We start from the raw sequence: 13,658 nt of genomic DNA on the forward strand, positions 1-13,658 counted from the left end.
TCGGGAACCGGGTCGGACAGATCCGTTGGTCGTCAAGCTCGCCACGAGGCGGGTTGGGCCAAGAAGCCGCGCGGCTTGAGCCGCTGCGGAGTGTCACGCGCACTCTTCCCACTCTGGGCATAGGCATCCCCGTGACGGGTTGCTATACTCGCCATAGTTCGCCTCAACGTTATCCTCATGGTTGGCTTCAGCTTCGAGGTCGTGGCTCAGGCTTGATGCGATGCACGCGAGGTCGTTTGACCTGGTGCTGGCGTGCCTGTGCCTGCGGCAGGCTGGCCTGGGGGCTCAGGAGGGATGGGATGGTGCGGTTCATGGATCAGGGGCGGCCCCAAGGGGCGCTGGGCGGTTGGTGGCTGGTGCTTCTGGGCAGCTTGTTGCTTGGGTTGACGGGCTGTGCCGTACCGCCCACGTATGCCGATCGCCGTGCGACGGCCCAGGTCACGGGCTGCTGGCCGGATCAGGCGCCGACACCCCCACCGGTAACCGTGACCCCTGACCATGAACCGCTGGAGGCGGGCGCACCTGACCTCTTCGCCACGGCGCTCCCCACGACGACGCCCTATCCGCGTTGTGATCCTGGCCCTGGGGCGACGCTGCCGCCCTGGCCGACGCCGATCCCAGCGCCGCCGCCGTATCCTACGATGGAAGCCCGCCGTTGGCGCCACGGCAGTGAGCGCCAGACCACGCTTCAGCTGCCGGGGATGATCCTGGATCTGGATCTGGCCACCCACCCGACCGAAGGCTGGCCCGTGCTCGGGGCGGCCGTCTGGTCGCCGAATGAAGACCCGGATCGGATCTTTGTCATGGTGCAGCATCCCCAGACGCAGGTCTGGAGTCCGGCGCGGCAGGTCGATCTGGGGGCCGCCCAGGTCGGGCGCTTTAGTCGCACGGTCGCGGTGGCGGTCGCCCCCGATCATACGCTTCACGCCGTCTGGGGCATGAGTGATCCGCATCCGGCTACGGGAACTCCGGCGGGGATCTGGGCCAGCCAGAGTCACGATTACGGAGCCACCTGGCAGGCTCCTGAGCGCCTGGCGACCGGCTGTCGCCGGGTCAATGATCTGGCGGTGGGGGCCGATGGCCGCCTGGTGGCGATGCTTATCTGCGAGGATGGCCCTGACACGATGCAACTCGCCATGGTCACCCGGTTGCCAGCCGAGGGCTGGCAACCGGTCACGCGCTTGCCCGTCCCGACCTGGTATTTTAGCGAGGGGCGTCTGGTGATCCTTGGGGCTGGGGAGGCCACCCATGTGCTGGGCGTGGTCTTGACGGGCGGTGCGCAGGCGACCGCCGTGCTGGTACACCAACACGGTGCCCCTGACGCTCCATGGCAGCTTGTGCATCAGCCCGTTGCGGTACCCGGCATCGCGGCCAGTCTGCGTATGTGGCGCGTGCAGGCGCTCGTGGCCCCGCGCCTGGCTGAGCCTGAGCGCCCCTTGATCATGTTTACTTGGACAGATGCCGAGCATCCGGCAACCGCGTATGCCTTGACCTCGCTGGATGGCGGGGCGCACTGGCTTCCGCTTGAAGCGATCGTGCATCGTCCCGGGGCTACAGTGGGGACGGTGATCCCTGGTTATGACCCGGTTGCTGATCAGGTGGCGGCGCTCTGGACATGTTGTGACCAGATGGCGACCCATTATGCTGCCGTGACCACCCCTGGCACCGGGGCATGGCAGACGCTGATGGATCCGCTGAGCGCGGCGCCTCTCCCGTTGGCCCTGGGTTCACGGGCGGTGGGGTTGGCGGTAGGGGCCCAGGCTTTGCAGAGTCGCACGCTCTGGCTGGCCTGGGTTGAACAGCAGCAGCGTGTGACCGTGCGGACGCTGGAACTCAATCAGATCCTGTCCGCCCAGACGCTCGCGCCAGCGGCGGCACCGCCAGGAGGGCGACCATGAAGCAGACCTGGTGACACTCCGCACGCCCTCAAGGGCGGCGGCTTCTTGGCCCAACCCGCCTATTGGCGAGCTTAACGACCAACGGATCTGTCCGACCCGGTTCCCGAAGGAACGTATTGCACCATCCAAGGAACACCTGACATGTTTTATGTGCCGCAGGAGTTGAGCGACACAACCAGCAACATATCCTGCTCTTCAGGTGCGGCTCCCGAAGGAGCACCTGTGCAGCCCGAAGGCCCACATTACGGGCATTGTAACACAAGTGTTCAATGTCGGCAATGTTCTGGCTCAAGCCAGCGCGAAACCCGCCTCACCACACGCCCTCAAGGGCGGCGGCTTGCGGCGCGTTCCGTACTGTCAGCGACGCAGCGCCGGGTGATGGTGGTGGTGCTCATCTGCAGTGTGAGTCTTCTCTTTCTGGCCTGTGGAACCGCCAGCACGGTGATCACCTCCGCGCCGCGCTGGGCTTGTCCGAGTCCAACCCCCCGTCCGTTTGGCGTGGATGGCCCGGTGAAAGAGGTCATTACCCATACGCGCCCGATCACCGAGGGTGGCGATTGGGAGGAAGAGCTTTTCTACGAGCGCTGGGAGCAGGAGTATGGCGCGTTAGGTGGCCCGCCCTTTCCCTCACCCACGCCGTATGCCGCCGTCGGCACCGCCTATGTCTTTGGGCAGCGCGTCGAAGCCTGGCCGTTCCACATCCAGGTTACGGCGCAGGCCGGGCCAGTGGTGACGTTGCCCGGTGTGGCTGCTGAGCAGCAGCAACTCGCGTTGATCGAGTTGATCTGGCACAACCATACGGTGGCCCCCATTCCTATTCAGTATGCCGAACAACTCCGGCTACGGGCCGTGACGGAACCATCAGGGGCCGTTGTCTCAGGTGGTACCTGGAGCGTGACGCCAGTCGCACTCCACCTGGCGGGGGTTGCCAGTCTGCCTGAACTTATTCCGCCAGGCGTGAGTAGCGTGACCGTCCCTGTGCTGGGGCCGCGTGGCACGCCAAAGGTCGTCGAGCTGGCTCTCGTAGGCGATCCGAACGCGGTGCCGTTGTTGCCTTCGCCCACGGTGCCGCCAGGGATGCCGACGCTGACGCCGACCCTGGCCCCGCCGACGCCCACGCCCAACCTGGGCTTGCAGCGCCAGGAACCCAATCAACTCACCCTCCAGTGGACTGATGCCATGTGGCGGGCCCCCGGGGCCGAACCGTGTGCTGATCCGGGCGCGTTGACCGGGTGGTCAACCGAACCAGGGCAGGCCTGGGGCCACGAGGTACCCATCCAGGGCGTGAGCGCCCCGCCGGGGCGTCCCCGAGTCGTGCAATTGGCGCTCCATCAGGTGGGCAAAAGGTATATCTGGGGGGCAAAAGGCCCTGAAGCGTTTGACTGTTCAGGCTTGATGACCTGGGTCTATGCCCAGATCGGAGTGACGATTCCGCAGGGCACGGCGGGCCAGTGGCCGCGCATGCAACCGGTTGATCTGGCCCAGCTTGCCCCAGGCGATCTCATCTTCTTTGCGATCGGCGGGCAGGGCATTGATCACGTGGGCATGCTTGTGGGCGACCTGAATGGCAATGGTCAGTGGGATATGGTGCATGCCGCGAACGCTAGTCTGGGGGTGCGCATTGACTACGACGTCTTGCAGTCCAGTTTTTATGCGCCACGCATTCGTGGTTTTCGCACCGCCCGTTGAACGGCGCACCAGGGCGAGACATGGGGCGGTGTCGGTGATCAAGGCGGAGGAACTGCGCCACGGGAAGGATGGAGCGGTGACGAGCAAGCTGGCGTCAAGAAAGGAGCCGATCATGCGGTGGTGGTGGGGCGGGAGTGTGCTGCTGGTGCTGCTGCTCGGGTTGGTCTCACGCGTAACGGCGGCGCCGCCGCTGGGGGCCGTGCTCGTGGTGAGCTTGCGTGACGAACACGGAACTGGGCTGGCCGATGTCACGGTGCTGATCCGTGATGCCGCTGGGTCGCAGTTGATCCAGCGTGCGACGACGGACGCTACGGGCATGGCAACCGTGCCGGAGCTTGCCGCAGGGCAGGTACGGGTGGCCGTCCAGGGCCGCGTGGCCGGGCTGCCCCTCTTCCTGGCTGGGGCTGAGGTCGACGGGATCAAGTTCACGCTGCACCCAGGCACGAATCGGCTCGATCTCCGTGCGGAAGCCTCGGGCCTGGTGCGGCCTGACCCGGGCACGATGATCGCCGGCGATCAGCCCGTGCCGGTACCTGACGGGGTTGCGGCTGCGATGCAAGCGACCTTGCAGACGTTGCCGCTGCTGCCGCCTGCACCACCCGTTGCCCCCCCGCTTGCCGAAGGGTCAGCTTCGCCCACATGGTTGAGCGCGCCCTCGGCTGACCTGCGCATGGCTACCGCGCCGCCGAGCCGTGCGGAGGCCGGAGGCTCAGCGTTGTCGCCCGCGCCACGGGATGCTGGAACGGCGACGGCCCCTCGTGCGCTGCTGCACGGCTGGGTTGCCTGGCTGCTGATGGGCTGCCTCCTCGTGCTGGCCGTTGCCACCGGGCAGATCTGGTGGCGTGGGAGGAACGCATGATCCGCCCCGGTCGACGCAGCATGCGCCCATGGCGTGGCGGCCCCCGCCGCTGGGGGCTGGCGGGGTTGATGCTCATTGGCGGCGTGGGGGCGCTGCTGCGCTGGCCGTCGCCGGTTGCGGCATGCAGTCCGATGAATGTCGGAGCCTGCATGGACGGTGCGCAGTATGAATTCTGGCTGGGCCTCGCGTCGGTGGGCTGGATGCTCAACCGTACCCTGTTACAACTCGCCTATCAACTGACGGTGATGCGCTGGTGGCTCGTTGAGGTGGTCTTCACGACGGCCTATCAGGTGGTGACCGACCTCTTCAACCCGCTCTATGTGCCCCTCGCCGTCCTGGCCCTCATCCTGGCTTGCTTGTTGTTGATGGTGCTCCCGTTCACCGGGCGCAACGTCCCGATCACGCTGCGCCATGTGTTGCTCTGGGCCATCCTCACCCCGGTGCTGTTGACGGTAGGCGGGCAATTGATCAGCCAGGCGGAACAGGTGCGTTCCGAAGTTGCGACAACCCTGTTTCTGGAAGCCACGGCTGCGGCACCGGGCGCGATCTTTGGCGTGACTGCCGATGATATGGCCGCACCGGTGCCGCTCTATCCGGCGAATCCGTGCGGCACCGGTCAGTTGGAGCGCCGGGGGCCGCTTGGTGCAATGCAGATGGATGACTTGGCCGCAGCGTTGCTCTATGCCAATGCCGCCGATATTCATTGCCCGAACTTGACCGGGCCGAGCAGCACCTTGCCCGACGCCTTCTTTGCCGATCCGCCCAACTTTGCCACGACTGAGGATGTCAGCCAGATTCTGCTACCCAATGACCGCAAAGTGGCGCTGGATGGGATCCAGCGCGGGGTGACCCGCTTGGCCGTCGGGCTGTTGCCGAGCATGCTGGCGGTGGCGGAAGCCATGGTGCATCTCATCTTGAGCCTCAGCATGGTCATGCTCTGGGTGGGGCTGCCCCTTGCGTTGCTCGTGGTCTGGTTCCAACAGACGTCACAGGGCATTACCAGTCTGGTGCGCCGGGCCATCACGGTGATCCAGGTCTCGTGGTCAAGTAGTTTCGTGATGGGTCTGCTCTTTGCCTGCCTGTTGGCGGCAGCCGAGATGGGCAATGCGGCAGCCTATACCGGCTTTGCGATCGGGGGCTTGCTGCTGATGGGGGTCTTGCTCGTGCTGGCCGCCAACACGTTGCAGGGGAGTCTGGTGACCGTCAGTGCGACGGTGCAAACGCTGACGGGGCTCTCGATGCTGGCCGCCTGGGAGACGACGGCGGGCGCGGCACGGGCGACCGCAGGCGCGGCGGCTGGTGGGGTGGCGCTGGCCGCCGGCGCCGCGACGGCAGGTGCGAGTACGGCGCTCACTGGCATGGCCGCGATGGCCCAGACGGAACGCCCAAGCTATGCGATGGCCGCGATGATGGGTCGTTCCGCAACGATGATGCAGCTGGGGGAAGTCGCCGTGGCGATGGGCCACCTCGACGATCAGGATGAGTTGTATCGGGGCTTGTATGCCGGCCAGCGCCATGACCAGGGGACGCGTGCGATGCGCTTGCAAATGCGGCGCGACGCTGCGGTGCTTGCCCCACCACCGGCGGCGGCGCCGCCACCGGCGCCCCCGGCTCCGCCGCCGCCCCCGGCTCCGGCGTCTGCACCGCCCCCGGCCCCGGCTCCGGCTCCACCGCCCCCACCTCTGGTGGCTGCCCCGCCCATGGCGCCGCCGCCGCCGCCGCCCCCAGTTGCACCGCCGCCCGTGGGAACCCCGCCGCCCCCGGCGAACGCAGGGGCAGGCCCGGCTGACGTGGCGCTCGCTACGCCCGCACCGGCGGACGAAGCGCAGGCGGTGGTTCCCGCGCCGGTCGTGGCCCCAGCACCATTGCCGCCCCGGCGACGTCGCCGGCGGCGTGAGGCAGGCTAAGGAACGCGTGGGTGTATGGCCTGCGCGGCGTAGTACGGATGAAGGTGGCGCACGTGAGAACGGGGAAGGAAGGAAGGTTATGGCTCGTCTGGTGTGGTTGGTCATTTCAGGGCTTGTGTTCACTGGTTTGGGTCTCGTGATCGCGGTGATGGCCTGGTTTACTCCGTTGCCGACAGTGGCTGCGGCGCAGGCCATGACGCCCATCCTGGGCGAACCGACTGTGGTCACGCCGGTCTTGCCGTCCGCGACCGCAACCCCGGGGCCAGGGGCGCCCGCGTCGCCTCCGGTCAATCCGCCCGCGCCGCCTGCGCAGGAGCAAGGATCCGCCGCTGCCGTGACCACCTGCGCAGGCCATGACGACCGGGCGCGGGCCTGTCGCCTGCGCCGCGATGACCGCACGGCGACCCTCACCGTCCGCCCAGGGACGCCGCCGCATTGGTATCAGCTTGAACTCCCCGCCACCGGCCTGGTGACCCAGATCACGCTGCACCCGAGCGCGGATCTGACCCTCGCCGTGAGCGCACGCCAGGCCGATGGCACGCTGCTGGCGAGCCTCACCCCGCCCGCGACGACCCTGACGCTGGCCCCGACGATCTCCGGCACCATCTTCCTGCAGGTGACCCCCACCCTGCGCCCGTCCGCCGCCGTCGCGAGCTACGACCTGGCGGTGCAGCAGGTGCTGCCGCCCCCGCCGCCGCCCCCGGCCCCGGCTGACTCCGCGCTGGCCCCAGACGCGCTCGAAGATAACTGGAGTCCGGCCCACGCCGCGCCCATCGCCGTCGGCGTGATCTACGACCTCACCTTCGTCTGCCCCGTCCCTGGCGGCTGTCCGGGCGGTGATCATGACTATCTGCGCGTGACCGTCAAAGCCGGGCTGACCTACCGCCTCGCGACGTTTGACCTGGGGCCAGGCACCGATACCGTGCTGGATCTCTTCTGGGGCGACGAGCATGTGCCGATCGCCCACAACGATGATGCCTTCCCTGGCTTCAGTCTGCACAGCCTGCTCACCTGGACGGCCCCGAACGACGGCGAAGCCGTCATCCGCATTGCCCCCCGCACGGGCGGATTGCAGCCGCTCGTTCCGGACGACGACGCGGGCCGGTATCGGTTCGCGATCACGCTCGCGGACAGCCCGCTTGGCCGCGAGATCCTGGCGCGGAGTGAGGCTCAGTCCGGGCGACTGCCGACGCCGACACCCCCACCGCTGCCTAGTCGCCCGGTCAGCCCGGCCCCGGCCCTCGCCGCCCCGCCCGCCGCCGCGCCGGCCGCGCCGGCCGCACCGGCCCCCACCGCTGCGCCCCCGAGCACCGACGCGCCAACCGGCGCGGCCCTGGTGATCGCCGAGGCCAGTGATCTCCACGATGGGCCACGCGCCAGCAGTGCCGTGCTGACCAGCCTCCCTGAAGGCCACCACGTCACCTTGCTCGGACAGGCCAGCGGCGTTTGGGTACGGGTGCAGCCGCACGACCTGGTCATGCCCGGTTGGATGCGCGGTACCGACCTGCGGATGCGGGAGGCGGCGCCTCTGCCGGACGCGCCTGCGGAAGGCTCGCCCCCGTCAGCCGAGGAGGCTGGTGCGCCACCGGCCTCGGCGGGGTCACGCGCCACCGCGACCGCCGTGCCCTCGTCTCTGCGCGTGCAGGCCATCCAGGTCGTGCCGCTCGAACCGCTTCCAGTGGCTCGTCCTGCCCCGCCCCCGGCGCGCAGTTCCCGTTCGGTGACTGTCAGCCTCCGTCGTGCTCCCACCGCAGCGAACCTTCCGGCGGCCATGCGTACCACCGACCCGCAGGGACTCCCGCTCAGTGGTGTGCGCGTGCAGGTGCTCAATGCTTTCGACGATCTGCTGGCCGAAGCCGTGACCCCGGCGGATGGCACCCTCGTTTTCACCCGTGAGGTTGACCCGGAGCATGCCTGGCGGCTGCGTCTGCCAGCGCTCGGTATGCACGTAGAGGTTGATCAGGCGGTGCTGATCATTGAGGTACCCGCGACAGGAGATGAGTGATGCCTACGTCCGCCGAACAACGTGATACCGCCCGCTTTCATGAACAGATGACGGCGACCTATCGGGCTTGGGTCGCCTATTTGCAGGCCCAGCGCACCTTGCTTGAGGTGCAGGCTGACCGCCAGCGTACCTTTGCCTTTGAGTTGACGCACAGCCGTGAACAGGAAGCCCAGGCGGCCCAGGCCACGCTCGACGGCATTGCCCCGGCACAACGGGCGCTCTTTGACGCGGTGCTCAATCAGGAGCGCGACACGATCCGGGCGAACGGGCAGCATGATCCCCGTCTGGCGGCTCAGGCGACGACGGATCCGGATCAGATCCACCGCGCCGCTTTGCAGCACCTGCTGAACGATGCCCAGGGGTTGGCGACCGAAGATGGCCGGGGCTTGTTGCCACGGGGGACACCCGACGAGCCGCGCTGGTATAGCGTCGATGTCCATGCGTTGACCATGGCTCCCACTGAGGCGCAGTATGCCCTGGGTGCCGGGGGCACGTCTGAGCGCGCCCGGCTCGCACGCACCGTGATGATCTGTGTCAGCCTGATTCTCGTCATCCTCATCTGGATGCTCTGGCCGCGCGCCGAGGCGGTTTCGCGGGCGACACCACCCCCGCCGCTCACCGTCAATGGCACGCTCGTTACGCCGTGGCCCCTGGACACCCTGCACCTCACCGCTGCCGATGGCACGACGACGGTGTTGACCGTGACCCAGACCGCCCGCGAGGCCGGATGGCCCACGCTCCGCGAGGGTACCCAGGCGGTTTGGGCAGCGGCGACCTGGCTCCCCCTGCGCTTCTGCGTGCCGGCGCTGCTGCTGGCTGACGCCACCACGGTGACCCTGCCCGGTGGCGCTGACACCCCGACCCGCGTAGGGCACCTGACGACCGACCGCCTCAGCCAGGCCGATCTCCAGATCGACGCGTGTGAGCCGAAAAGTACTGTGACGCCCCGGCTGGCGCTGTTGCAGATCGTTGCCCCCGCTGAGCCACGTGCGCTGGGTCAGGCGGTGACGCTCCCGGACGGAACCGCGCTTACGGTTGACCGCTTCATCTTGACCGGGCGCGGCGAAGATCCCGCCTTGCCCGCGCAGCAGGCCCGCCTCACCGTCATGGTCACGAGCTCCGCGCCGGTGGATTGGCCGCTGGTGGCCCCCACCCTGCGCTTGCCCAATGGCACGGCCCTGCTGCCCAGTGCGCTGACGAACACCCCTACCGGGAGTGCCGTGCAGTACCTGGTTCCTCACCCCCACAGCCCGCTTGACGTGACCTGGAGTCTCAGCCCCGCGCCGCCTGCTGCGCTGCTGCGCTGGCGCACCTTGCTGGAGCCACCGCTCAGTCGCGAGGAGGTGTTGCGGACGGCGTTGGTGGTCGAGGCCGTCACGGTCACCGCCACGCACCTGGCGACCTACGATCTGAGCGTGACGGTGCGGAATCAGCATCGTGAGCCTTTGTTGCTCACGGCGACCGATATCAGTCTGACCGTTCAAGAGCGCCCACTCGTGATGCCAGCCATGACCGATCTGCGCACCCCCTTGGCCCCGGGGGCAACCCGCACCCTGACCGTCACGGTACCAACCCAGGCCCAGGGTCGCATGCTCTTGCAGGTCGGGCCGACGCGCATGGAACTTCGCCCGCACCTGGCCCCTGAGCAGGGCCAGGCGTTACCGTGAGGCAGGTAGAGGGAGGAGAAACGATGAAACATACCCAACCGATGGCAGGATGGCGCCGCCACACGGGGTGTGGACAGCCCACCCGCCAGTGCCTGGCAACGCTCGCCGCTGGGCGCTGGTATCGGCTGCGCCAGCGCCTGCGCGCCAGACCGGAGCCCCGTCCTGCGGACGCGCCGTGTCCCTGTCGGTCGCCACCTGGTGCATCAGCTCAGCCGGGGGGCAGATGGCTGCCCCCGCGACGAACGTTCGGCAAACGGTTGCCACGACGGCAGGCCCTGACCGCAAGGCGGATGCCTGCCCTAGCCCAAAGGAGACGCCGGTGGAAGCGATTACGACGATGTTCACCACGCTGCAAACGAGTTTGTTGTCGTTGGTGCTGCCCACAGCAGTGATTGCGTTGGTCTTGTGGTTTTTGATGAACGCCCTGGCTCCGGTCATTCCCGACTGGGCCCAGGCGGCCCGGGGGCATTTGCAACGGGTCTTGTTAGGGGTGGTGGTGGTGGGGTTTGCGACCACGATTGTGACGGCCCTCTACGGCCTCGGTGGGGCGGGTGGGGCGGTCGGCGGGGGGTAAGTACCACGCCGGGTGGTGCGTCCTGCCCCCATGGGGTGGCAGGACGTTCCTGACGCCCTACCGTTGCCCCGTTTGCAGGCGGTAGGCGTCAGGAACATTGCTGGCTTGTGTCCTGAGCATGGGGAGGAGCGCGTTATGCCGTATCGCATGTTAGAAGAGTTGCATAATCGCCGCAAAGAAAAGGTAGCGGTCTTGCTCACGTTTGAGCATCTGGTGGGCATCATTCTCGTGGTGCTCCCGTGTGTGGTGGTTTCTGCGGGCTTGCCGCTGCTGGTGCGCGCCCCGCTCATCATTGGGGCCGCGCTGTTGGGACTGGCGTTGACCCTCGATGTGGGCGGCATGGCAATCTATGAACACCTCCTCTGGCAGCTACGCGGGCAGCTACGCATGCGCATGCATGGCCGGATCATCACCCCGGAGATGCTCACCGGTACCGTGCAAAGTGAACGCCGTGAACGTCCGCTAGCGGTCGATGGGCCGGTGCAGATCGTGCGCGATCCGCGCCAGCGCCGCCGCCCGCCCGTCCCGAAGGTGAGCACGCCTGACGCGCTCACGCCCGCGCCGTTGCGTGATGACCCGCTCGCTGAGCCGCAGCCTGCGGCTGATTGACCCGCCGCTGACGCCGCTGGCGGCGTCAGCTATGAGCACGGAGTGCCATGGATCTCTTTCAATTGCACAGTTTCCCGCTGGAACAAGTGGCTGACCGGGAGGGCTTTGAACGTCGGGTGGGCGCCTGGTTTGCCGCCCGTCCCTATCCGGCCCGCCTGCTGGCGCTCTCTCGCGGCTTTTCGTTGCAGACCGCCACCGAGCGCATGCGGCGTGAACAGGCTCCGCTGGCCTATCTCGCCCACGGCCTGGGCCCGTTGCTGCGGGCGATTGATGCCCTGGTTGACGGAACCGAGGCCCATGACCCTGCCCAGATCCTGCGTGCTTTGCCGGAGCCCATGGTGCCAATGCTGCTAACCCACCTGGCACCGTTTCCGGTGATGCAAGCGCTGGTGCAGGCCGCCGTGCGGGGCGAACCCTTGCCGGTCACTGACGCCCTCGTCGCCTGGGCGACGCTCGCCGATACCATCGTCCAGGTCTTCTGGCGGCTCCCGTGGATGCAAGAAATGATGGCGTTCTACCGCACGATGGAACAGGCCTATGTGCGCTCGGCGACCTACCTCTTGTTGACATGGCCGCCACCCGACGTTGCGCCGACGGTGCTCAGCACAACCTTACGCCACGCCTTTGGCCGTCCGGTGACGCACCTGCCTGTCATGCCCACGTTGCTGGGCTGTGCCTACCGTGAACATGCCACCCGCCTGGAACCGTTGGAAGCTGGACAGCCCTGGTTGGCGGCGCTTCACTCCTATGATCTGCAGGATATCTGGGATGCCAGTACGCTGCACCCTCTGCTTGCCACGAACTACGATGTCATCCTGGCCCTCGATATTCAAACCATGACCCATCGTCAGGCGCAGCGTACGGCAGAACTTGCCTTCAATGCCGCCAACCTGGTCGCACGCGATCACCGCCTGCTGGATACCCGGGCGCAGCGGGTCACTGCCGATGCCACCCATGCCCTGCACGAACTGCACCACCAGACGCTCCATCGTCTCCAATTGGCGGTCATCGTCGGTGGCCGCGACCCCGACGACCTCGAGATCAATGTCGCAGAGACCCGTGACCGCTTGGGTTCCTCGTTGCGCCTGATGCGGGCCGCCGGGGCGCAGGCCGAAGTGCTCAAATTGTGTAGCCCGCTCCCCCGTACCCATCTCGAAGCACCCTGGAAGCCACGCACGCAATTGTCGCAGGCGGTCGGCTGCATGGCCGGGATTGTCGGGCTGCATCGCCCGACCGCCACCACGGGCATCTTCCTCGGGATTGATGCGCTGCGTCGTGCACCGGTCTTTATGGATCTTTTTCAGCAGCAACAAGCCGCGCATACGATTGTGCTCGGCAAATCGGGCTATGGCAAAACCGTCTTTATCAACCTCCTGGCGGAACGCGCGGCGGCCGTGCATGGCATGCAGGTGATTGGCATTGACGCCTTTGCCAATGGTCTGCGGGTCGCGGCGGCGCTGGCCGGGGCGGTCTGTTATCGGGTTGGGCTGGAACAGACGGTCAATCTGCTTGACGTCGTCTTCGATACCGAGACTGACGGGGGGTGGTTGCCGAATCAGGTGCTGCATGTCGTCGGGCAACTGGCCTTGCTCTTTGGCCAACCCGGCCAGACAACCGATCATCGCCAAGCGTATCAGCCGCGCATCTTTTCCGTCCGCGAACGCGGCGTGCTGGGCCGCGTGATCCAGGCGCTCTATGAAACCCATGACGTGACCCCGGAAACCCCCATTGCGCACACCCCGCTGCTCGGCGATCTGTTGACCATGCTGGAAGCGGAAGTTAGCCCGGTGGCGCACGCCCTGGCCCTCGATTTGCGCTATTTGCTCTACGGCACGGAAGATCGCCACGCCACCACGCTCACCCCCGAAGGGGCCGCCTTTCATGGAGCCACCACGATTGATTGGAATTTTCGCCGCGATGTGGTCTACTACGATTTTGCCCAGGTGCCCGAACTCTTGCGCCCGTTCTACTACCTCCAGGCGATTGGTGCCATCCATCGTTATTTGCGCCTGCCTGGACGCGATCGTCAGCGCAAGATTTTTCTCGAAATTGATGAGTTTGGGTATGCCTCCCAGGTTGAGGAGGTCGTACGCCTGGCGCACGCGATTAGCAAAACGGCCCGCAAGTATGGCTGCGGGATCGTGCTGGTCGATCAGAACCCCTCGACCTTCTTTGGCACCGAGACCGGACGCCAGATCTATGAACAAGCGGCGGCGCGCATCTTCTTCCACCTGGAACCGAGTGCCGCCCAGGAAGTGGCCGCAGCCTTGCCCGACGTGCCCCCCGCGTACCTCGCCTTCTTGCCACGGGCTGAACCGGGTGAATGTCTGGCCGTGCTGCGCAATGATGTCTATCAGCTGAATGTGGAACTCAATCGTCGCGAAGCCCACAGTTTTATGGGGTCGTGACCGCGTCGCCGTGTGACGTGGCCCGGCTCGTCGAAAGAGGAA

Annotated in this window: 9 protein-coding genes; all 9 read left to right on the plus strand. The window is 66.8% G+C overall.

From position 1 onward, the window contains the following. Positions 1–299: 299 nt before the first annotated feature. Positions 300–1,898: a hypothetical protein gene (locus A9Q02_RS15075; RefSeq protein WP_097653919.1), complete on the plus strand. Its 1,599-nt coding sequence runs from the start codon at positions 300–302 to the stop codon at positions 1,896–1,898. A 402-nt stretch (positions 1,899–2,300) separates the two neighbouring features. Then, complete coding sequence (locus tag A9Q02_RS15080; protein WP_172451015.1) at positions 2,301–3,587, plus strand: C40 family peptidase; 1,287 nt, start codon at positions 2,301–2,303, stop codon at positions 3,585–3,587. A gap of 112 nt (positions 3,588–3,699) precedes the next feature. After that, entirely contained in the window at positions 3,700–4,446 is a 747-nt protein-coding gene (locus A9Q02_RS15085; RefSeq protein ID WP_097653921.1) for a carboxypeptidase regulatory-like domain-containing protein, read from the plus strand. After that, positions 4,443–6,353 carry a 6TM ABC transporter family protein gene (locus A9Q02_RS24665; protein WP_216361528.1) on the plus strand — a complete coding sequence of 637 codons (1,911 nt, stop codon included), beginning with the start codon at positions 4,443–4,445 and terminating at the stop codon, positions 6,351–6,353. The genes A9Q02_RS15085 and A9Q02_RS24665 overlap by 4 nt, the downstream gene beginning before the upstream one ends. A gap of 79 nt (positions 6,354–6,432) precedes the next feature. Continuing rightward, entirely contained in the window at positions 6,433–8,358 is a 1,926-nt protein-coding gene (locus A9Q02_RS15095) for an SH3 domain-containing protein (protein ID WP_097653922.1), read from the plus strand. Further along, a complete protein-coding gene (locus A9Q02_RS15100) occupies positions 8,358–10,025 on the plus strand; it encodes a hypothetical protein (protein WP_097653923.1) in 1,668 nt (555 codons plus the stop codon). The genes A9Q02_RS15095 and A9Q02_RS15100 overlap by 1 nt, the downstream gene beginning before the upstream one ends. Before the next feature lie 319 nt (positions 10,026–10,344). Then, positions 10,345–10,599 carry a hypothetical protein gene (locus A9Q02_RS15105; protein WP_097653924.1) on the plus strand — a complete coding sequence of 85 codons (255 nt, stop codon included), beginning with the start codon at positions 10,345–10,347 and terminating at the stop codon, positions 10,597–10,599. A 135-nt stretch (positions 10,600–10,734) separates the two neighbouring features. Then, positions 10,735–11,208 carry a hypothetical protein gene (locus A9Q02_RS15110; RefSeq protein ID WP_097653925.1) on the plus strand — a complete coding sequence of 158 codons (474 nt, stop codon included), beginning with the start codon at positions 10,735–10,737 and terminating at the stop codon, positions 11,206–11,208. 47 nt (positions 11,209–11,255) lie between these two features. After that, positions 11,256–13,616, plus strand: a complete 2,361-nt coding sequence (locus tag A9Q02_RS15115; RefSeq protein ID WP_097653926.1) for a VirB4 family type IV secretion system protein — start codon at positions 11,256–11,258, stop codon at positions 13,614–13,616. Positions 13,617–13,658 lie beyond the last annotated feature (42 nt).

Origin of the sequence: Candidatus Chloroploca asiatica (assembly GCF_002532075.1) — a bacterium.
Classification (GTDB): Bacteria; Chloroflexota; Chloroflexia; order Chloroflexales; family Chloroflexaceae; genus Chloroploca; species Chloroploca asiatica.

Bases quoted from the DNA above. Each gene is read 5' to 3' on its own strand.
- A9Q02_RS15100 (WP_097653923.1), top strand. From the start codon at position 8,358: ATGCCTACGTCCGCCGAACAACGTGATACCGCCCGCTTTCATGAACAG.
- A9Q02_RS15095 (WP_097653922.1), top strand. From the start codon at position 6,433: ATGGCTCGTCTGGTGTGGTTGGTCATTTCAGGGCTTGTGTTCACTGGT.
- A9Q02_RS15075 (WP_097653919.1), top strand. From the start codon at position 300: ATGGTGCGGTTCATGGATCAGGGGCGGCCCCAAGGGGCGCTGGGCGGT.
- A9Q02_RS15115 (WP_097653926.1), top strand. From the start codon at position 11,256: ATGGATCTCTTTCAATTGCACAGTTTCCCGCTGGAACAAGTGGCTGAC.
- A9Q02_RS15085 (WP_097653921.1), top strand. From the start codon at position 3,700: ATGCGGTGGTGGTGGGGCGGGAGTGTGCTGCTGGTGCTGCTGCTCGGG.
- A9Q02_RS24665 (WP_216361528.1), top strand. From the start codon at position 4,443: ATGATCCGCCCCGGTCGACGCAGCATGCGCCCATGGCGTGGCGGCCCC.
- A9Q02_RS15110 (WP_097653925.1), top strand. From the start codon at position 10,735: ATGCCGTATCGCATGTTAGAAGAGTTGCATAATCGCCGCAAAGAAAAG.